We start from the raw sequence: 18,287 nt of genomic DNA, 5'->3' as shown, positions 1-18,287 counted from the left end.
CGTGCGCGGAGGCGGGCCGGAGTGTTCGCGTGTGCGGCGGCCGCGGACCGCGGTCACTCCATGCCGGAGACGGCGTCGCAGAGCAGGTCCACGGCCGCCTGGGTACGGCCCGCCTCGTCGAGCGTCTCCTCGGCCTCGTCGCCCGCGGGCAGTACCTCGACCTCGACGACGAGGTTGTCCATGCGGTACAGGGCGTGCCCGGAACCGTTCGCGGTGCCGCTGAGCGGGAGCCTGCCGTCCGGGCAGGTCGCGGACTCGGAGCCGTCCGACTCCGGACGGCTGCCGTAGAAGTAGCCCGTGGCGGCCTCGACGCCGTTCTCCTTGCGGATCCCGTCCACCCGGCTGGTGAAGACGGTGGTGCGCAGGTCCACCTCGTGTCCGGACGCGGCCCCGTAGCCGGGGGTGACGACGCACTCCAGGCCCTCGGCGCCGTACGCGTAGGAGTGGTCGGCCTCATAGACCTCCAGGCCCTCGCCGTTCCCGGCGATCTCGCTCGCGGCGTCGGTGTCCAGGAGATCGCACGGACCCGGCGGGGAGGCGTGGACGTCCTCCGGGCCGAACCAGCCGAAGTAGTACGCGCCGCCGAAGCCGACGGCCGCCATGACGAGGAGGAGGACGGTGGCGCAGCCGCAGCCGACCCAGGCGAGGGTCCTGCCGACAGAGCCCTTCTTGGGCGGGGCCTGCTGTGCGGGCGGCTGCCCGGGACGGGAGCGGCCCTGCGGCTGTCCGGGAGGAGGCCGGTGGCCGGGCGGAGTCTGTGGTCCGGAGTGCGGTTGGGGGCCGGGGGGCGGCTGGTGACCGGGCTGTCGGGGAGGGCGGGGACCCTGGGGAGGCGGGGGGCCGGATTCGTGCATGGTGGGTACTTTAGCCACGCCCGACGACGGGGTCGGGGGACGTGTCTGGCCTGCTTCGGCCTCAGAGGCCCCCACGCCCCCGGGGTGGGAACACTGTGGCCTGCGAGAACACCCCGCCCACGACACGCACCAGGACCTAGGAGTGTTCAGCGAGGTAACGCCTGTTCGTCTCCATGAGGTCCTCGAGCGAGTTCATGGACACGCGGAGGGACTCGACCGCCGAGGTGAGTCGCGCGCGTTCCCTGGCCATCGTCCTCGCCGCGCGTCGCGCCTCGTCGACGGAGGGCCGCTTCATGCACGGGATCATGTCCGCTATCGCGGTGCTCGATACGCCCGCCGCCAGGAACGCCCGGATCAGTCCCACGCGCTCCACATGCTCCTCGCTGTAGTGCCGCTGACCGCTGGCCGAGCGTGTGCTCTCGAGGAGGCCCTGCTCCTCGTAGTAGCGCAGGGAACGTCTGCTCGCACCCGTGCGACGCGACAGCTCGCCGATCCGCATCCTGTTTCACCGTCCTCCGCTTGACACTCACATCGATGTGAGCATTTACCGTAGCGCTGGCCGCTTCCCGTATCCACGGAATGCGCCGCCACCGGCACATCGCGACATCAACAGGAGCACCCTCGTGATCAAGTTCGTCTATCTGGTCAACCGCGTCGAAGGCATGGAGATCGACGAGTTCGTCGACCATCACCGCAACCGGCACGCCCCTCTGTTCACCTCCATCCCCGAGGCGCTGCGCTACGTGAAGAAGTACGCCGTCTCCCACCCGGTTTCGGCCGAGGGCTACCCGGAACCCGCCTACGACGGCCTCACGGAGATCTGGTTCGAGAACTGGGCCGATCACGACGCGTTCTTCGCGTCCGAGAACTACCGGTCGAAGGTGAACCCGGACGAGGCCGTGTTCATCGACCAGAAGTCGATCGGCGTCATGGTCACGGAAGAACGCGAGGTGATCTGATCGCCCGGCGGGACGCCGCGCGCGGACTCCCATGACCCGCCGGTGCGGCGCGCCCTGCCGACACGGTCCTGTCCGGCGGAGGAAGAGGGGGAAGGCCCCGCCGAACCCGTGATGGGCCGGAAGCAAACGCGATGAGCCGCGACGGACCACTGGTGCCACAAGTCGTCCTCGGCCTGGCAGCCCGGTACGGAGCGGCGTCTGTCCTATGGGTTCGTCAGTCGACGGACGTGCTGTACGTGCGGCCGACCCGGCGGATCTCCTCCAGCGGATACGGGGTCCGCCTGCTCCGGCTCCGGAACTCGCGGTTGAAGTCCGACATCACGGCGGCGACGGGCGCGTGCCGGGCGATGACCGCTGCGGCCCCCTCCGGGATTCCGGTGGGGCGTCCGCCCTCCGCGTAGGAGCGCACCCGCTCCTGGCGGCCGTCCCGGTCCTCCGCCTCGAATCCGTACAGGGCGGTGACCAGCCAGTTCACCAGATACGTGGCGATGTAACAGCGGTCGTAGGACTGATGCCGGTCGAAGGAGTCGGCCTCCTCCCACGACAGCGCGAACCGGGAGGAGATCGCGAGGCCGTAGTCCGCGAAGTAGAGTCGCCGGCCGTCGGTGAGGATGTTCTCGAAGTGCGCGTCGAAGTGCAGGAGCCCCCGCGCGTTCATGAACGAGGTGGTGGCCTCCAGTCCTCCCTCCACCATGGCGCAGGCCTGGTCCACGGCATCGTCGCCCGCTGCGACCTGGGCGCTCAGCCACTGGTGCAGGTTCTGCGGGATGTACTCCAGGAACAGTGTGACGCTCGCCGAGGACCGTTGAAGCGCCTCGATCCGGCGGCGCACCTGCGATCCGCCGCCCCAGTAGGCGACGGCGCGTTCGACGTCGGCGAGTTCTCGGGGCAGGGGCGTCGAATCCGGCAGCACCCGCCAGTGGTACATCAGGGGGAAGCCCTCGTGCTCCGCCGCGAGTACCCAGTTCGTCGTCATGGTGTGCACGGCGAGCTCTCTCCAGGCCCCGAAGCCCGGACTGCCGATGGCGCCGGTGCCGTACTGGCAGAAGGCGGGCAGCTCGAACAGGTTCGCCGTGGATCGGACGTGTTCGGGCTGTCTCTCCAGGTCGGTGAGGGGCACCCGCTTCACGAAGACCGGGGTTCCGGCGATCTCCAGCAGGGCCGACGTCCCGCCGATGCCGGATCCGATCGGCACGGCCGTGTCCACGAGCTCGCGCAGGGCGCGATCGCTGTACAGGGCCAGGGCCGTGGAGACCGCGCCGTGGGCGGCGATACGCGCACCGTGCGACAAGTCGGGGCCTTTCACTGTTACCTCCGCCTGGGCGCGGGTCGCCGTCCTTGGCCGGCTGCACGGCTGAGCCGGGCCGCACCCGAGTGTGGCACGCAGCCCTTCGGTCCGGCCTCCGGAGCGGGGCGGAGACGGGGTGTGGTTGCCCGGTCAGGCCTGGATCGCGGAACCGCAGGTGCGGCGCGCTTTTCACTGGCATGCTGACCACGCAAGGTCACCAACGGGCTCGGAGAGTCACCATGAAGCGCATGTACACCGCTGCGGCACTGTCCGCCGTCCTGCTCGCCGCCCTCGCCGTCCCGGCGCACGCCCAGGGTCGTGCCGAGTACGACTGCACGCACATCTTCCCCCGGGGCGGCGACGTCCGGGCGACGGGCTGCATCGGCAACGGGGAGGGGGCCGGCTCCATCATGTCCCTGGCGAACACCGACGTGTTCGAGTGCCGGAACGTGGAACTCGTCGACGCCAGCATCGTCGGCACCGGATGCGAGAAGACTGCCTGGATCGACGCCGCGCACGGTCACGACACCATGGCGTGAGACGGCCCCCGCGGCGAACCGTGGCGGGGGCCGACTCCCTGCTCCGGGGCCGTCCTCTCCCGGCGTGACGACCCCCTGCGCGAGGGCGGCCTCCGACCGGTCGCGTGCGACCCGTGCGCCCCCGCCCGAACCGCCACCGACCCCAGGGCTGTGAGCCGACGCCCCGTGGGCGTCGGCTCACAGTGCCGCCGCCGGGCCGCTCGTTCCCGACCCGGCGCTTCCCGGCTCAGCGCCTGGGCAGGGCGAAGGCGAGGAGGGCGAAGACGATGGCGAACGCGGCCTGGACGAGCATGCAGACCGCGAGTGCCGTCGCGTAGGCCTGCTCGACCGGGACGGTGGAGTCGGCCGTCGCAGCCCCCAGAAGCCCTCCGGCGACCGCGACCCCGAGCCCCATGGCGGCTTGCTGCGTGGTCTGGACGACCCCGGAAGCCGCTCCTGCCGAGGAGGGCGGAACGTCGGCGATCATCGCTCCGACCAGCGGCCCGAACATGAGCGCCTGACCGAACCCGACGCCGACCAGCAGAGCGCCCAGCGCCCACCCGCTCATCCCCGGGCTCTGCACGAGCACCGATGTCGCGGTCACCACCAGCATCGCCGCCTGAACGAACCCGCCGATCGTCAGCAGGCGGCGGAACCCGAAGCGGGGCGCCAGCTTTCCCGACCAGATCGACACGACCAGGAAGCACAGCGCGAACGGCAGCAGCACGACGGCCGCGCCCATCGGGGACCAGCCCAGACCGGTCTGCGTGGAGAGCGCGTAAAGGAACGTGAACGCGCCGAAGGCCGACTGGAGCAGGAGGGCCATGAGGAGGCCGAGTCGGTACGACTTCAGGTGCAGGAGCGGCGGAGGGACGAGCGGGACCAGACCGCGGCGGTGCAGCCGGAGCTGCCGCGTCCAGAACGCCGCGAACGCCACCGGGCTGGCCGCCAGCAGCGCCCAGCACCACCCGGGCCAACCGAGCGCACCACCCTGGGAGAAGGGGATCATCAGCGCGAGCAGTGCCGCCCCCAGCAGGGCGGTGCCGATCAGGTCCAGTGAACGGTCGCCCGGCGCGTCGGTGCTGGGCATCCAGCGCAGAGCGGCGAGGAACGCGACGACGCCCGTGAGGACGCTCATCGCGAAGACCGTGCGCCAGGGGGAGCCGAACAGGGGGACCGACAGCAGGACGCCTCCGAGGACCTGACCCACCGCCGTCGCGCCGCCGGCGGTCGCTCCGAACAGGGCCACCGCCCGGGCGCGCTCGCGTCCATGCGTGGAGGCCGTGATCGTCGCGAGCACCTGGGGCACCATCGCCGCCGCCGACACGCCGGTGAGCGCACGGGCGACGATCAGCACGGCGATGGTCGGCGCGAGGGTCGCCATCAGCGAGAACGCGGTGAATCCGGCCATGCCGAACAGGAAGAGCCGCCGCCTTCCGTACAGGTCGCCCAGACGTCCGCCGACGACCATCGGCGCGGCGAACCCCAGGGAGTAAACCGACACCACCAGCGACTGCTCGGACGCCGAAGCCTGCAGCGAGGCACCGATACTCGGTACGGCGATGCCCGCCGCGGCGAAGCTCACCACCGACAGCAGCAGGGCGGACAGCGCGGTCAGGAGGCCGGCCGTGCCCAGCGTCGCGGGCGGCGTCCCTTCCGTGGTCGCTGACGGGGTCGGCGGGGCGCTGCGGGTCTCGTGGTCACCCTCGACCTGCGGGGAGGGTGTCTGCGTTCTCGGTTCTCTGGTCACGTCTCGACCCTGGCAGCGGCGTCATCCTGGTACCAGGAGCCTGTTTATGGGGGTACTGACCGAACCTGGATACCGGTCCGCACGTGAGGCATGGTGGAGGCATGACAAGTCCCCGGCCCCCTGCGATCAGGCGCGAGCTCGGCGCCTTCCTGCGCACCCGACGCGAGCGGCTCACCCCGGACCGGGTGGGGCTTCCCGCCACCGGACGCCGCCGCACGCCCGGCCTGCGACGTGAGGAAGTCGCGGTGCTCGCCGGAGTGGGCGTCACCTGGTACACCTGGCTGGAGCAGGGGCGGCCGATCAACGTCAGCACGCAGGTCCTGACCGCGGTCGGCAGAGCCCTTCACCTGGATGCCACCGAGAAGCGGCACCTGGAACGCCTCGCCGGCGTGCACACCCGGTCGACCGCGCCGTCGGCGCTCGACGCGTCGCTGTTGGCGGCGTACCAGCCGGTGTTGGACAAACTCGATCCCTTTCCCGCGTGCCTGCAGACGAGCGTGTTCGACGTGGTGGCCTACAACCTCTCCTATCGCTTCCTGTTCACGGACATGGACCGGATACCGCCCGCCGAGCGGAATTGCGCGCTGCAGTTCTTCACCAACGCCGACTGGCGCAGCCGCTACGTCGACGACGACATCGTCGCCGCCCGGATGGTCGCGCAGCTGCGCGCGGTCGCCGGCACCGACACAGGACGCACCGCGAGCACGACGGTCGAAGAGCTGCGGCAGCGGTCGGAGGAGTTCTCACAGCTGTGGGACCGGCACGACGTCATGCTCCAGCACCTGGAGACCAAGCGGCTGAACAGTCCGCTTGTCGGTTTGCTGCAGCTCAATTTCGTCTCGACCAACGTCGCGGAGACCGGTCACCGGCTGACCGTGATGACGCCTGCCGACGAGACCACCTCACAGCGACTTCTCCAGCTGTCGGAAGTGAACATCGACGCCCCTGCACGCGGGTGACGGCGGCGACCGCGTCCTGCGATGAAGCGGACTGGACCCGCTGAACAGAACCGGTCCCGCCCATGACGCCCGGGCGGGACCGGTTCCGTTCTCGGTGACTACCGGCTGCGCACCGCCGCCAGCAGAGCGGTCCACTCGGGGGCCGGGGCCGACAGGTGGCCGAGCGGTCGATTCTGGGTGTCGCGGACCAGGACCGTGGCCTGGTCACTGCGGGCCTCCACGCAGTGCCCCCCTTCGGCGTTGCTGTAGGTGGACTTGTTCCAGTCCTCAGTCATCATGTGATGCTGCCTCGAAGAACGTGCGACCATCGCGTGCCACCACTCTCAGCTTGCGTCAGCGATAACGCCCGGTTCCTACCCCATGACGGGACCAAGGATCGCGAATCGTCGCAGTTCGGGTGACCTGGTTCGGCCACCGCGCCGTGTGAGGTCTTCGGTCCTGGTGAAGCACCCTGCCCCCGGGTAGCCTGAACCCGCTGAACAGAACCGGTCCCGCCCATTACGCCTGGGCGGGACCGGTTCTTTTTCGGTGACTACAGGCCGCGAACCGCGCTCACCAGAGCGGCCCACTCCGGAGCAGGCACCGCAAGATGGCCCAACTCTCGGTTCTGGGTGTCACGGACGCCGGTCACCGGCCCCTCCGCGACCTCCACACAGTTCGCACCGTTGGCGCTGTAGCTGGACTTATGCCATTCGATGGTGGTGCTCAAGTCATCTTCCTAAGTTCGTCCAGCGAGAGGCCAACTGGCAGGGAAGCAGCAAGAGCGGCCGTAACCTCACCGGAAAGTCTGTCGTGCGAGGTGTCCTCGTGGATCACGTTACCGTCGGCGTGGTCACTGACGACCGCTAGATCCCCCGTCCCCAGCCGGAACAGCATGAGCGGGCTTGCAGGCACGAGGAGCGTCGCCCCCTGCGGTACGAGATGCAGGCTCACCCGCCCCGTCGCGGCCCACTCTAGGAGATACACGGCCTGCGCCTGGCGAAGGTCGGCGGGAAGCCCGGCTACTGCCGCTGCCGGGAACACAGCCGTCACATCCATATCAGGCAGCTCTTTCAGTCGCTCCGTCCGCAGCGCGACCAAACGCGCAAGATCTCCCGGTGACGCCCCAGGGAGTCCGGCTCGGAACACAGCGCGGGCGACCGCAGGACATTGGAGCAAGCCCGGCACCATCGCGGGAGTGATCGCAGTCAGGTGCCTCGCCGTGCGCTCGATGGATTCCAGATCCCTCGCCCAGTCAGGTAGTCCGGTACCTTCCGTGGTCCTCCGCCACGCAGCTAGAAGGACACCCTGGGCCCCAAGAGCGCTATCCAAAAGTGCAACATTGTCCCTTTTTGGTGTCCCTGTCCCGCGCTCCCAACGGTTCACGCTCGAATGCGATGTCTGACTCCGATCAGCTAGTTGTCGCTGAGTGAGCCCTGCTAGCTCTCGAAACTTGATGAGAGCTTCCTGAAAGGGAGTAAGGATCATGCGTGCCAGATTAGCAAGAGTGGCCCATTCAGGATCACGGAATCCCGAGATCATTCCGGAAGCTATGAGACAGCTAATTCTGGCCGCATTCTGGACCAAGGCCAAGCCATCGCAGGCATGCGGTGGGGCGGCTAAGTCGGGCACAAAAGAGCCTCGGCGGCCGAAGTAGAGAGCGGCCGCCGAGGCAAATGCCCCACCTGTCCGCAAAGACACGAGGTGAGACGAATGAAGCCTACCGCCACCCCGGCACCGAAACCAGATCCCGCGTCCGGGCCCGCTGTGCCCTACCCGCACCGGATCGGGTTTTCCGAGCCCCACCGGCACGGCATTCTTCTGGGCCACGAGCGCGACTACAGCGCCCTGTCCAACTGGGTGCACACCGTGGTCCCCCGCCGTCCCAGGCGCAACGTCCTCCAGGTCGCGCGAGCCCTGGTGTCGAACGCGCACCGGCACACCCGCTCGGGGGACCCCGGCGGGACCGTGCGGGTGGTCATCGACGTCAACCCGTTCCTGGTCACCGTCGCCGTGACCGACGGCGGCCCCCTGGGCGGCACCGCCGTCCCCTGTCCGCGCCTGGGCGACGCCCACCGCTCCCCGCTTCCCGGCCTCCACCTGGTGGACCACCTCGCCGTGTACTGGGACTGGGAATGGGAGTGGAAGGGCACCGCCCTCGGCCCTCTGACCGTACGCGCGGTCATCGAGAACCCCTGACCTGCGGGACACCGTTCCCGGCCGGAGACCGCCCCCTCCCCCTGCCGGGAACCCGTCCCCCTCGCACCACACGCCCTCGGGCCGTACACCCGGGGGTTCCCCGCCCGGTGGAACACCACCGGGCCGCGGGGCCGCCGCCGATAAGGGGGGCCGGCGGCCCCGCCCTACCCACTCGGGTCCGGTCGTACTTCCCCGGCCCGGACCCCCACCCACCATCGACCACCCACCCGCACACGCCCGACAACCGACAACACACGCTGACGGAGAACCACCGTGCCCACCGCGCCCCTGCCCGACCTGGTCGAGAACGCCGACGCCCTGCTCACCCCCGCAGAGGTCGCCCGCCTCTTCCGCGTCGACCCCAAGACCGTCACCCGCTGGGAAAAGGACGGCCGCCTGGCCTCGGTCAAAACCCTCGGCGGACACCGCCGCTACCCCCAGACCCAGATCAACGCCCTGCTCACCACCCCGCGCGACGGCGGAGCCGTCCTGGTGGCCCTGGAAGAGGTCCGCAACCTGGCCACCGCCCACGGCGACCCCACCGCCGCCGCCCGCATCAGCGACCTCATCACCACCCTGCGCACCCAGCCGCACCACCCCTGAGAAGGGAGGGACCAGGGTGAACGCGCCCTCCAGCGACGGCACCCCGCTCCTGCGCCCCTACACCGAGCACGCCGAACACCGCGCCCACACGGCGATGCACGAGCGGGAGCGGGCGGCGGCCGACGCCGCCGCGGGGCTGGCACGCCTGGCCCAGATCGCCGCCCAGCAACAGGTCGCCGCGGCCCAGGCCCGCCTGGACGCCGCCCGGGAGCGGGTGGACGCCGCCGACACCGCCTGCCTGGGCGCCGCGATCCGCCACTGGCACCACCACCGCACCACGACGCCCCCGGACGGGTGAAGCACGCGCCGCGCCCACGCGTCATCGGTCCTCCCCCACGATGGGAGGAAGACCGGTGACGAGGTCACTCGATCTCACGCGGGCCGTGCCGAAGGGGCGAAACACCCTGCGAGGACCGCTATCGTCCGGGGAGACACCCCCGCACCGCCGCGCGCTTCGTCGTGCGCGGCACACAGAAGGAAGACCGGCTTGCACACGAGCACCATGCCTCCCAGGGCCCCGCGCCCCGACCGCGGTGGCGGCATGCCGCCCTGGCTCCCCCGGGCCATGATGCTGGCCATGTGGATCGTCACGGCGTTCGGCATCGCCCTGTGGCTGTTCCTGCGGTTGCAGAACCTCATCGTGCTGCTGCTGATCTCGCTGTTCCTGGCGCTCGCGCTGGAACCCGCCGTCAACTGGCTCCACCGGCACCGCTGGCCGCGCGGTCCCGCGACCGGGGCCGTGATGCTCCTGGTCATGGCGCTGGTCGTGGCGTTCTTCAGCCTGCTCGGGTCCATGCTCGTCGGTCAGGTCCTGGCCTTCGCCGCCGAGGTGCCGGCGATGATCCGCGCCGCGCTGCACTGGGTCAACACCACGTTCGACACCACCTACTCGCCCACGACCCTGCTCAACGAGATCTCCAGCGCCAGCGGGGTCGTCGAGCAGTACGCCTCCGCGATCGCCGACAACGTCTGGGGGGCCGGGACGACCGTCATGGCCCTGCTCTTCAACGGCCTGGCGATCGCGCTCTTCACCTTCTACCTGTGCGCCGACGGGCCGCGCTTCCGCCGCGTGATCTGCTCGGTGCTGCCGCCCCGCACGCAGCGCGAGACGCTGCGCGCCTGGGAGATCGCCATCGAGAAGACCGGCGGCTACCTGTACTCGCGGGCGCTCCTGGCACTGGTCTGCGCCGGCGCGCACTACGCCGTGCTGGTCGTGCTGGACATCCCCTTCGCGTTCGCGCTGGCGCTGTGGGTGGGCGTGCTGTCGCAGTTCATCCCCACGGTCGGCACCTACATCGGCGGGGCCGTCCCGGTGCTCGTGGCCCTGCTGGTCGGGGTCTGGCCGGCGGTGTGGGTGCTGGTGTTCGTGATCGTCTACCAGCAGTTCGAGAACTACCTGCTCCAGCCGCGCATCACCGCCAAGACCCTGGACATGCACCCGGCGGTGGCCTTCGGCTCGGTCCTGGCGGGCGTGGCCATCCTGGGAGCGCCCGGCGCGCTGCTCGCGCTGCCGATGGGCGCGAGCCTCCAGGCCTTCCTGAGCACCTACATCCGCCGGTACGAGGTGGAGGAGCACCACCTGCTCTCGGCGGCCAGGGCCGGAGAGGGGCCCGCGGCGGACACCGGGGAGGCCGGGAACGGCGGCGCGCCCCCCGGGGACGACAGCGGACCCGGCGAGGACGGCGGTACCGGCGAGGGCGGTGGCGGGACCGCGACGGGGACCGGCGGGCGCACCGGGTCCACCCCGCCTCCCCAGGACTGACGAGCGGGACGCGGGCGGGGCCGGGGCTGCGGCCCTCCCCGGCGGGGAGCCGGTCCGGCATCGCGCGGGGTCCCCGGGCCGGAATGTCCGGCGGGGCGGGACGTCCCGCCCCGCCGGTCCCGTCAGTTCTCCGCGGCCAGGCCCGAGGGCTCCAGCACGTGGTGGCGTCCGAGGGGGAGCATGAGGGGCCTGCCGGTGGTCGGGTCGGGGATGACCCGGCTCTCCAGGCCGAACACCGCGCGCACGCTGTCCTCGGTGAGCACCTGTGCGGGCTCGCCCATGGCGTGCAGCCGCCCGTCCGCGAGCGCGATCAGCTGGTCGGCGTAGCGGGCGGCGAGGTTGAGGTCGTGCAGGACCATGACGATGGTCGTGCCGCGTTCCCGGTTGAGGTCGGTGAGCAGGTCGAGCACCTCGACCTGGTGGCTCACGTCGAGGAACGTCGTGGGTTCGTCCAGCAGCAGCAGGTCGGTCTGCTGGGCGAGGGCCATGGCGATCCACACCCGCTGGCGCTGGCCTCCGGAGAGCTCGTCGACCGACCTCTCGGCCAGGTCGGAGGTGTGCGTCGCCTCCAGTGCCGCCGCCACCGCGGCGTCGTCCTCCCGGCTCCAGCGGGTGAACATCCCCTGGTGGGGGTGGCGTCCTCGGCCCACGAGGTCCGCGACGGTGATCCCCTCGGGGGCGATCGGCGACTGGGGCAGCAGGCCCATGGTGCGCGCCAGCTCCTTGGCGGGCGTGCGGTGCACCTCCTTGCCGTCGAGGACCACCCGCCCCTTCCTGGGGGCGAGGAGGCGAGACATCGACCGCAGGAGCGTGGACTTCCCGCAGGCGTTCGCCCCGACGATCACCGTGATGCCGCCCGGCCGCACGGCGAGGTCGAGGGATTCGATGACCACCCGGTCTCCGTAGCCGAGCGCGAGGTCCTGGACCTCCAGGGAGTGGTTCGCGGTCACAGGGAGCCTCCGGCGCGGTTGGTGCGGACGATCAGGTAGACGAGGTAGGGCGCGCCGAGCACGCCGGTGACGACGCCGACCGGGAAGCGCGTCCCGAAGGCGTACTGGCCGGCGAGGTCCGCGACCAGGACCAGGAGCGCGCCCACGAGGGCCGACGGCACCAGGAGCGAGCCGCCGGGCCCCACGATGCGGGCGGCGATGGGCCCGGACAGGAACGCGACGAACGCGATCGGCCCGGCCGCGGCGGTCGCGAAGGCGATGAGGCCGACGGCGGCGACGATGACGATCACCCGGGTGCGTTCGACACGCACCCCGAGCGCGGAGGCGGTGTCGTCCCCCAGCTGCATCGCCGAGAGGTTGCGGGCCTGGCTCAGCAGGAGGGGCGCCAGGACCGCCAGGGCCAGCAGGACCGGCACCGTCTCGGTCCAGGTGGAGCCGTTGAGGCTGCCGGTCAGCCAGCGCATGGCCTCCTGGAGGTCCCATTCGGCCGCCTGGGAGAGGACGTAGCTGGTGAGGCTGTCGAGCATCGCGGCGATGCCGATGCCGATGAGGATCAGGCGGGTCCCGGCGACCCCGCCGCGGAACGCGAGGGCGTAGATGAGCAGGGCGACGGCGAGTCCGGCGGTGATCGCGACGGCGGACACCCCGGTCCGGCCCAGGGAGAGCACCACGATGGCGAAGGCCGCCGCCGCACTCGCCCCGGAGCTGATCCCGATGATGTCGGGGCTGGCCAGGGGGTTGCGCAGCATCGTCTGGAAGGTGACGCCGCCGATGCCGAAGCAGAGCCCGGCCGCGACCGCCAGCACTGCCCGGGGCAGGCGCAGCGTGCCGACGGTGAAGGAGGCCCCGGGCACCTGCTCGCCCAGGATCACGGCGACGACGTCGGCGGGCGGGTAGAACGTCCGGCCCACCATGAGGCTGGTGGCGAACACGGCGGCGATGAGGACCGCGAGCACCGCGACGACGGCGCCCCGCCTGGCGGTGCGCCGGATCCGGCCGCGGGTGACGGCCTCGACGCCGAGGGGTCGGATGGCGGTTTCCGCGCTCACAGGGCACGCACTTTCTGGCGACGGACGATGTAGATGAAGACCGGTGCGCCGATCAGCGCCGTCACGATGCCCACCTCGACCTCGGCCGGACGGGCCACGACGCGGCCGACGACGTCGGCGGCGGTGAGCAGCGCCGCGCCGAGCAGTGCGGAGAACGGCAGCAGCCACCGGTGGTCCACGCCGATCAGCAGACGGCACATGTGCGGCACGACGAGGCCGACGAACATGATGGGGCCGGCGGCCGCGGTGGCCGCACCGCACAGCAGCACGGCGCCGAGCCCGGCGGTCGCGCGCACGAGGGCGACGCGCTCGCCGAGCCCGGCCGCCAGGTCGTCGCCCAGGGCGAGGGAGTTCAGGGCCCGCGCCGACATCAGGCTGAGGACGAGCCCCACGGCGAGGAAGGGCAGGACGCGGACGACGCCGTCGAAGGACGCGCCGCCGACACCGCCGATCTGCCACATCCGGAAGCTCCCGGCCACGTCGTTGCGCGGCATCACCACGGCGGTCACGAGCGAGGAGAACGCCGCCGAGGTGGCGGCGCCCGCGAGCGCGAGCTTCAGGGGCGTGGCCCCGCCCCGGCCGAGCGAGCCCACGGTGTACACGAAGACGGCCGCGGCGGCGGCCCCGCCGATCGCCACCCAGATGTAGCCGCTCGGGGACGTGAGTCCGAAGAAGACCATGCCGCAGACCACGGCGAGGGAGGCGCCCATGTTCACGCCCAGGATGCCCGGGTCGGCGAGGGGGTTGCGGGTCACGCCCTGCATGACCGCCCCGGACAGGCCGAGGGCGGCGCCGACGAGCACCGCGAGGAGGGTGCGCGGCACCCGCTTGGTGACGGCGGCCTGCTCGATCGTCTCGTCCGCGCCGCCCAGGGCGGCGGCGACGTCGGCGAGGCCGACGATGCGGGAGCCCCAGGCGACGGAGGCCAGCATGGCCGCCGCGAGCACCGCGAGGGCGAGGAGCAGCCAGAGCGAACGCGCCCGCACCGGGCGCCGCGCGGCGCCGGCGTCCGGTGCGGGACGGGTGACGGCCATCGTCACTGGACCTTGTCGGCGGCCTCGGCGAGCGCGGCGACGTAGTCTTCGAGCACCCACGAGATCGACAGCGGGGTCGGGTTCGCGGCGGTGGCCAGGGGGGAGCTGCCGGGCAGGAGGTAGACCGAGTCGCGCTCCACGGCGGGCATCTTGGAGAGCAGCGGGTCGCTCTGGAGGAGCTCCAGCAGCTCGCCGGTGTCGTCGCCGTAGCCGGTGATGATGTCGACGTCGTCGAAGGCGTCGATCTGCTCGGTGCTCTGGGAGAGGGAGAACTGGTCGGTGCCTGCGGAGAGTTCCGCGATGCTCCCGGGGGTCTCCAGGCCCAGGTCCTCGAAGAAGAGGGTCCGGGTGTCGTGGGTGGTGTAGAAGCCGATCTGGCTGACGTCCGTCGGGTCGACGTGGGTCATGAACATGGCCGACTTGCCCTCGAGCTGCGGGTACTCGGCGACGACGTCGGCGATCTCCTGCTCCAGGTCGGCGATGAGCTGGTCGCCCTCCTCGGCCAGGCCGATGGCCTGGCTGTTGAGCCGGATGATGTCGCGCCACGACGTGGCCCAGGGGCCCTCGGGATAGGCGACGACGGGGGCGATGTCGCTCAGCGTGTCGTAGTCCTCCTGGGTGAGACCGGAGTAGGAGGCGAGGATGACGTCGGGCTGGGTGTCGGCGACGGCCTCGAAGTCGATGCCGTCGTTCTCGTCGAAGAGCACCGGCGTCTCGGCGCCGAGCTCGTCGAGCTTCTCGTCGACCCAGGGGAGGACGCCGTCGTCGTCATCGTCGCCGAAGTTGGCCTCGGCCATGCCGACGGGGACGACGCCGAGCGCCAGCGGGACCTCGTGGTTGGCCCAGTTCACGGAGGCGACCCGCTCGGGCTGCTCCTCGATGGTGGTGGTGCCCAGGGCGTGCTCGATGACGATCGGGTACTCGCCGGACCCGCCTTCGGCGGCGGCCTCCTCTTCTTCCGGCTGGGCGCCGCATGCGGCGAGGGTGAGGACGGTGACTGCGGCAGCGGTCAGTGCCGTGAACCGGTGGGAGCGCATCAGGGAACATCCACTCTTGGAGGAATGAGGGTAGGCTCGCCTAAATTAGCAGAACCTCAATCCTCCCAAAACGGAGGTAGGCGGATAAACCTCCTGCCCACGGGACGCGGGCCCCAGGATCCCGCCCCCGGTGGCGGATCGGGGCCGCCCGCTCCGGGCGCGGGGGCGCGGGGGCGCGGGGGCGCGGGTAAGGTCTCGGTCAGGTCCCCGAGCACCGTGTTCCCTCCGGTCCGCAGAAGCATGTCCCAAGGCCGGGAGCTCCCGGACGACCGCCGGCGCACCGGTTCCCGGACCGACCCGCGGGGGACGGCGTCCGGGACGGGTGCTGCGGCGGTCCCGGGCACGGTCCGCAGGAAGGGGTTCGATGGGTCACCGGTATGCGCTGCCCCTGGTCTTCTCCGGGGGCGTGATCGGCACGGGACTGCGCCACCTGGCGGGGGTCGCCGGAGAGGCGTTCGACGCGGGGGTCCTGGCCACACTGGCGGTCAACGTCGCCGGGGCCTTCCTGCTCGGCCTGCTGCTCCAGACCCTGTCCTCGCGCGGGCCGGAGACGCCGGCCGTCGCACGGGTGCGGCTGTTCCTCGGCACCGGCGTGCTCGGATCGTTCACCACCTACAGCGCCCTGGCCGTCGAGACCGTCTCCCTCTCGGCGCAGCCGGGACCGGCCGCCGCCGCGGCGTACACGGCGGCGAGCATCGCCTTGGGGCTGCTCGCCGCGCTGGCCGGGATCCTGGCGGCCGGCGGCGGCCGGTCCCCCGCGATGTGCTCCCGCCCCGACGGGGAGCCGCGGTGACGGGGGTCCTGATCGCCCTGTGCGGGGGGCTGGGCGCGGCGGTCCGCTTCCTGGTGGACGGCGCCGTCCGCGACCGGTGGACCACGACACTGCCCTGGGCCACCCTGGTCGTCAACACCAGCGGCTCTCTCCTCCTGGGGGCCCTCACCGGGGCGGTGGTGTTCCACGGGGTCGCGCCCGCGTGGACGGGCCCGGCCGGGGTGGGCTTCTGCGGCGGCTACACCACCTTCAGCACCGCCATGGTGGAGACGGTCCACCTGGCACAGCACCGGGGCCGGCCGCACGCGCTCGCCAACATCGCCCTGACGGCCGTCGTGCCCGTACTCGCGGCGGCGGCCGGGTTCGGGGCCGCCGCGCTGGTGTGAGGACCTGCCCGCGCCACCGCCCGGCCGCGCCCGTGCGTCCGGGGCCGCGGCGGCACGACCGCCGCGGCCCCGTAGCCGGTCACCTCACGCGCCCCCGGCGGCCGACCGCTCCACGATCCGGGCCGCGGAGGTCCCGGGCCGCAGGTCCAGCTGTTCCCAGGGGGCCGTGTCCCGCCGGAGCCGCCGGTCGTGGGTGGCGATCACCACGGCCGCCCCGGTGGAGCCGAGCCCCTCGGTGAGCTCCTCGACGAGGGCGATCGAGAGGTGGTTCGTCGGCTCGTCCAGCAGCAGCGCGTCGGGGCGCGACGCCAGCGCCATCGCCAGGTCGAGCCGCCGCTGCTGGCCCATGGACAGCTCGCGCAGCGGCCGTGCGGCGTCCCGGGCCGGGAGCAGGCCGAGGGCGGAGAGGGGGACCGCCTCCCCCTCGGCCAGGGTGCCCGAGCCGACGAGCCGCGCCACGTGGGCGGAGTACACCTCGTGGGCACGGCGCGCGCCCGCGCGCGGCGACTCCTGCGCCAGCAGGCGCACCCGGGCCGTGCGCGCGGTCCGCACACCGCCCCCGGTCGGCTCGACGAGCCCCGCCAGCACCGACAGGAGCGTCGACTTTCCCGCCCCGTTGGCCCCGGTGACCACGACCCGGTCGCCGGAACGGAGCGTGAGCGAAACCGGCCGGTCCAGGCGCCCCGCCACGGTGACCCCCTCGGCCGCGACCAGGTCCGTCCCGGGCCGCGCCCGCAGCTCCGGCATGCGGAACCGCAGCGGGGGCGGGGGCACGGTGAGCGCGTGCTCCTCCAGGTCCTCGCGCCGCCGGTGGACGGCGCGCACCAGGGCGGGCGCCCGGGTGGCCCGCTGGTGCTTGCCGGTCCCCTTCTCCGGGCGCCACCCGCTGACGAGCCGGTTCTGCGCCGCCGACAGGTCCTGGGTCAGGCGGGCGTGCTCGACCTGCTGCTGCTCGTACTCGGCCGCCCAGCGCTCCCGCTCCGCACGCCGGCCCTCCTGGTACCCGGCGAAGCCCCCGCCGTAGACGCGGGGTTCGCCGTCGCGGCTCGGGTCGAGGTCGAGCATCGTCGTGGCCACGTCCGAGAGCAGGGCGCGGTCGTGGCTGACGAGTGCCACCCCGTTGTGGTGGCCGCGCAGCCGCTCGGTCAGGAAGTCCAGGCCGGCGGCGTCGAGGTGGTTCGTGGGCTCGTCGAGCAGCAGGAAGTCGTGCGAGGCACCCAGCAGGCACGCCAGCCGCACGCGGTAGCGCTGTCCGACCGACAATCGCTCCAGGGGGCGCGACCGGTCGGTGACGGCCCCCAGGTTCTCCAGGGCCAGGTCGACGCGCCGGTCGGCGTCCCAGGCGTCCAGCGCCTCCGCGGCGTCCAGGGCCGCCGCGTACTCCTCGGCGGCGCAGGGGAGCCCGTCGGCCAGCGCCGCGGCGCTCGCGTCGAGCGCGGCCAGGGCGGTCCGCGCGGCGGCGAGTTCGACGTCGACCAGGTCGCCGACGGTCCGGCCGCCGTCCGCCTCCATCTCCTGTTCGGCGACGCCGACCGTGCCCACGCGCCGGACGGTTCCGGCGTCGGGCGCGAGCGTCCCGGCGAGGACGTGCAGCAGCGTGGACTTGCCGCGTCCGTTCTCGCCGACGATCCCCCACCGCGATCGCGGGGTGAGGGCCATGTCGACGCCGGACAGGACCGTGCGCCCGCCGCGGTCGACGCGTACTCCGGACAGGGTGATCTGCGCCCGCTCTCCTGCGGGCAGGCCGGACACGGGGTTGACGGTGGTCATTCTCTCCTCCGAACAGAGCTCCGCCCCGGCGGTGGACGCGAGGGGTGCGGGAGCTCTCCGAGCTGACGGGACGACCCCTTCGGGGGTCATGGCAGACGTCGCGGGCCCGCGGCCACAGCGGCTGTGGGGCGGGCGCTCGGAATGCGCTCAGAGGTAGAGAGGTAGATGCACGTTGCCCATGGTAGTCACCGTGCGAATCTGTGGCCAGGGGTTTTCCGGCGGTCCCGGCCGGTCGGCCGTTCGCTCCGCCGGGCGGGGGACGCCTCCGGGGTCGCACGGCGCCGCCGCGGAGGCGCCGTCCCCCGTGGACCGCTCTCGGCGGCGGGGCATCTCCTTCGCCCCGTGGGCCCGTCCGGGGCGAAGGCGGCCGTGCGCGTCCCCCCGTCAGGCAGGGGCGCGGCCCCGGCCGGGGGCCGGG

Annotated in this window: 20 protein-coding genes and 1 pseudogene; 9 read left to right on the top strand and 12 right to left on the bottom strand. The window is 72.1% G+C overall.

Annotated elements, in window-relative coordinates; all coding sequences use genetic code 11:
• Positions 1-53: 53 nt before the first annotated feature.
• Both ACWGL3_RS22800 and ACWGL3_RS22795 read right to left on the bottom strand, forming a co-directional pair.
• Positions 54-854: a hypothetical protein gene (locus tag ACWGL3_RS22800; protein ID WP_267949625.1), complete on the bottom strand. Its 801-nt coding sequence runs from the start codon at positions 852-854 to the stop codon at positions 54-56.
• A 136-nt stretch (positions 855-990) separates the two neighbouring features.
• Positions 991-1,353: a MerR family transcriptional regulator gene (locus tag ACWGL3_RS22795; protein ID WP_267949624.1), complete on the bottom strand. Its 363-nt coding sequence runs from the start codon at positions 1,351-1,353 to the stop codon at positions 991-993.
• Positions 1,354-1,477: 124 nt separating this feature from the next.
• Here ACWGL3_RS22795 and ACWGL3_RS22790 point away from each other — a divergent pair, with 124 nt between their 5' ends.
• Complete coding sequence (locus ACWGL3_RS22790; protein ID WP_267949623.1) at positions 1,478-1,813, top strand: EthD domain-containing protein; 336 nt, start codon at positions 1,478-1,480, stop codon at positions 1,811-1,813.
• A 214-nt stretch (positions 1,814-2,027) separates the two neighbouring features.
• On the opposite strand, the gene ACWGL3_RS22785 is transcribed toward ACWGL3_RS22790, so the two are convergent.
• A complete protein-coding gene (locus ACWGL3_RS22785; protein WP_267949622.1) occupies positions 2,028-3,119 on the bottom strand; it encodes a protein kinase family protein in 1,092 nt (363 codons plus the stop codon).
• A 221-nt stretch (positions 3,120-3,340) separates the two neighbouring features.
• Between ACWGL3_RS22785 and ACWGL3_RS22780 the strand changes: the two genes are divergently transcribed.
• On the top strand, positions 3,341-3,640 hold the full coding sequence (locus tag ACWGL3_RS22780) for a hypothetical protein (protein WP_267949621.1): 300 nt from the start codon (positions 3,341-3,343) through the stop codon (positions 3,638-3,640).
• Between the two features lie 226 nt (positions 3,641-3,866).
• On the opposite strand, the gene ACWGL3_RS22775 is transcribed toward ACWGL3_RS22780, so the two are convergent.
• The gene (locus ACWGL3_RS22775) at positions 3,867-5,369 is read right to left on the bottom strand and encodes an MFS transporter (RefSeq protein WP_267949620.1); all 1,503 of its coding nucleotides are present in this window, start codon (positions 5,367-5,369) and stop codon (positions 3,867-3,869) included.
• A 101-nt stretch (positions 5,370-5,470) separates the two neighbouring features.
• Here ACWGL3_RS22775 and ACWGL3_RS22770 point away from each other — a divergent pair, with 101 nt between their 5' ends.
• Positions 5,471-6,328 (top strand): helix-turn-helix transcriptional regulator, encoded by an 858-nt coding sequence (locus tag ACWGL3_RS22770; RefSeq protein WP_267949619.1) that lies wholly within the window; start codon positions 5,471-5,473, stop codon positions 6,326-6,328.
• Between the two features lie 98 nt (positions 6,329-6,426).
• Here the strand turns inward: ACWGL3_RS22770 and ACWGL3_RS22765 are convergent, their stop codons facing one another.
• The 3 genes from ACWGL3_RS22765 to ACWGL3_RS22755 form a co-directional block, all read right to left on the bottom strand.
• Complete coding sequence (locus tag ACWGL3_RS22765; RefSeq protein ID WP_267949618.1) at positions 6,427-6,606, bottom strand: DUF397 domain-containing protein; 180 nt, start codon at positions 6,604-6,606, stop codon at positions 6,427-6,429.
• Between the two features lie 254 nt (positions 6,607-6,860).
• A complete protein-coding gene (locus ACWGL3_RS22760; protein WP_267949617.1) occupies positions 6,861-7,037 on the bottom strand; it encodes a DUF397 domain-containing protein in 177 nt (58 codons plus the stop codon).
• Positions 7,034-7,795 (bottom strand): Scr1 family TA system antitoxin-like transcriptional regulator, encoded by a 762-nt coding sequence (locus ACWGL3_RS22755; RefSeq protein ID WP_267949616.1) that lies wholly within the window; start codon positions 7,793-7,795, stop codon positions 7,034-7,036. Before ACWGL3_RS22755 ends, ACWGL3_RS22760 begins: the two co-directional genes overlap by 4 nt.
• A gap of 279 nt (positions 7,796-8,074) precedes the next feature.
• Between ACWGL3_RS22755 and ACWGL3_RS22750 the strand changes: the two genes are divergently transcribed.
• From ACWGL3_RS22750 to ACWGL3_RS22735, 4 genes and pseudogenes are all read left to right on the top strand, one after another.
• A complete protein-coding gene (locus ACWGL3_RS22750) occupies positions 8,075-8,506 on the top strand; it encodes an ATP-binding protein (protein WP_267949615.1) in 432 nt (143 codons plus the stop codon).
• A 297-nt stretch (positions 8,507-8,803) separates the two neighbouring features.
• Positions 8,804-8,968: pseudogene (locus ACWGL3_RS22745) on the top strand (BldC family transcriptional regulator); the annotation flags it as partial.
• A gap of 157 nt (positions 8,969-9,125) precedes the next feature.
• The gene (locus ACWGL3_RS22740) at positions 9,126-9,407 is read left to right on the top strand and encodes a hypothetical protein (RefSeq protein WP_267949614.1); all 282 of its coding nucleotides are present in this window, start codon (positions 9,126-9,128) and stop codon (positions 9,405-9,407) included.
• 243 nt (positions 9,408-9,650) lie between these two features.
• Positions 9,651-10,871, top strand: a complete 1,221-nt coding sequence (locus ACWGL3_RS22735; RefSeq protein ID WP_267950359.1) for an AI-2E family transporter — start codon at positions 9,651-9,653, stop codon at positions 10,869-10,871.
• A 122-nt stretch (positions 10,872-10,993) separates the two neighbouring features.
• Here ACWGL3_RS22735 and ACWGL3_RS22730 read toward each other — a convergent pair whose 3' ends face one another.
• From ACWGL3_RS22730 to ACWGL3_RS22715, 4 genes are read right to left on the bottom strand one after another with little or no spacing between them, the layout of a single operon-like run.
• Complete coding sequence (locus ACWGL3_RS22730) at positions 10,994-11,821, bottom strand: ABC transporter ATP-binding protein (RefSeq protein ID WP_267949613.1); 828 nt, start codon at positions 11,819-11,821, stop codon at positions 10,994-10,996.
• Complete coding sequence (locus ACWGL3_RS22725) at positions 11,818-12,870, bottom strand: FecCD family ABC transporter permease (RefSeq protein ID WP_267949612.1); 1,053 nt, start codon at positions 12,868-12,870, stop codon at positions 11,818-11,820. Before ACWGL3_RS22725 ends, ACWGL3_RS22730 begins: the two co-directional genes overlap by 4 nt.
• Positions 12,867-13,904 carry a FecCD family ABC transporter permease gene (locus tag ACWGL3_RS22720; protein ID WP_452461764.1) on the bottom strand — a complete coding sequence of 346 codons (1,038 nt, stop codon included), beginning with the start codon at positions 13,902-13,904 and terminating at the stop codon, positions 12,867-12,869. Before ACWGL3_RS22720 ends, ACWGL3_RS22725 begins: the two co-directional genes overlap by 4 nt.
• A gap of 2 nt (positions 13,905-13,906) precedes the next feature.
• A complete protein-coding gene (locus ACWGL3_RS22715; RefSeq protein ID WP_267949610.1) occupies positions 13,907-14,941 on the bottom strand; it encodes an iron-siderophore ABC transporter substrate-binding protein in 1,035 nt (344 codons plus the stop codon).
• A 364-nt stretch (positions 14,942-15,305) separates the two neighbouring features.
• Here ACWGL3_RS22715 and ACWGL3_RS22710 point away from each other — a divergent pair, with 364 nt between their 5' ends.
• Both ACWGL3_RS22710 and ACWGL3_RS22705 read left to right on the top strand, forming a co-directional pair.
• On the top strand, positions 15,306-15,734 hold the full coding sequence (locus ACWGL3_RS22710) for a fluoride efflux transporter FluC (protein ID WP_267949609.1): 429 nt from the start codon (positions 15,306-15,308) through the stop codon (positions 15,732-15,734).
• The gene (locus ACWGL3_RS22705; protein WP_267949608.1) at positions 15,731-16,099 is read left to right on the top strand and encodes a fluoride efflux transporter FluC; all 369 of its coding nucleotides are present in this window, start codon (positions 15,731-15,733) and stop codon (positions 16,097-16,099) included. The genes ACWGL3_RS22710 and ACWGL3_RS22705 overlap by 4 nt, the downstream gene beginning before the upstream one ends.
• A gap of 84 nt (positions 16,100-16,183) precedes the next feature.
• Here the strand turns inward: ACWGL3_RS22705 and ACWGL3_RS22700 are convergent, their stop codons facing one another.
• Positions 16,184-17,869, bottom strand: a complete 1,686-nt coding sequence (locus ACWGL3_RS22700; RefSeq protein ID WP_452461763.1) for an ATP-binding cassette domain-containing protein — start codon at positions 17,867-17,869, stop codon at positions 16,184-16,186.
• Positions 17,870-18,287: the final 418 nt, after the last annotated feature.

The sequence above is a fragment of the Nocardiopsis sp. NPDC055824 genome (genome assembly GCF_053616335.1).
This window is presented reverse-complemented; position numbering and strand designations above follow the sequence as displayed.

What these genes read in the sequence shown, in the direction of transcription:
- ACWGL3_RS22770 (WP_267949619.1), top strand. Translation starts at nt 5,471, where the DNA reads ATGACAAGTCCCCGGCCCCCTGCGATCAGGCGCGAGCTCGGCGCCTTC.
- ACWGL3_RS22755 (WP_267949616.1), bottom strand. Translation starts at nt 7,795, where the DNA reads ATGATCCTTACTCCCTTTCAGGAAGCTCTCATCAAGTTTCGAGAGCTA.
- ACWGL3_RS22780 (WP_267949621.1), top strand. Translation starts at nt 3,341, where the DNA reads ATGAAGCGCATGTACACCGCTGCGGCACTGTCCGCCGTCCTGCTCGCC.
- ACWGL3_RS22800 (WP_267949625.1), bottom strand. Translation starts at nt 854, where the DNA reads ATGCACGAATCCGGCCCCCCGCCTCCCCAGGGTCCCCGCCCTCCCCGA.
- ACWGL3_RS22720 (WP_452461764.1), bottom strand. Translation starts at nt 13,904, where the DNA reads ATGGCCGTCACCCGTCCCGCACCGGACGCCGGCGCCGCGCGGCGCCCG.
- ACWGL3_RS22765 (WP_267949618.1), bottom strand. Translation starts at nt 6,606, where the DNA reads ATGATGACTGAGGACTGGAACAAGTCCACCTACAGCAACGCCGAAGGG.
- ACWGL3_RS22795 (WP_267949624.1), bottom strand. Translation starts at nt 1,353, where the DNA reads ATGCGGATCGGCGAGCTGTCGCGTCGCACGGGTGCGAGCAGACGTTCC.
- ACWGL3_RS22715 (WP_267949610.1), bottom strand. Translation starts at nt 14,941, where the DNA reads ATGCGCTCCCACCGGTTCACGGCACTGACCGCTGCCGCAGTCACCGTC.
- ACWGL3_RS22700 (WP_452461763.1), bottom strand. Translation starts at nt 17,869, where the DNA reads ATGACCACCGTCAACCCCGTGTCCGGCCTGCCCGCAGGAGAGCGGGCG.
- ACWGL3_RS22710 (WP_267949609.1), top strand. Translation starts at nt 15,306, where the DNA reads ATGGGTCACCGGTATGCGCTGCCCCTGGTCTTCTCCGGGGGCGTGATC.
- ACWGL3_RS22735 (WP_267950359.1), top strand. Translation starts at nt 9,651, where the DNA reads ATGCCGCCCTGGCTCCCCCGGGCCATGATGCTGGCCATGTGGATCGTC.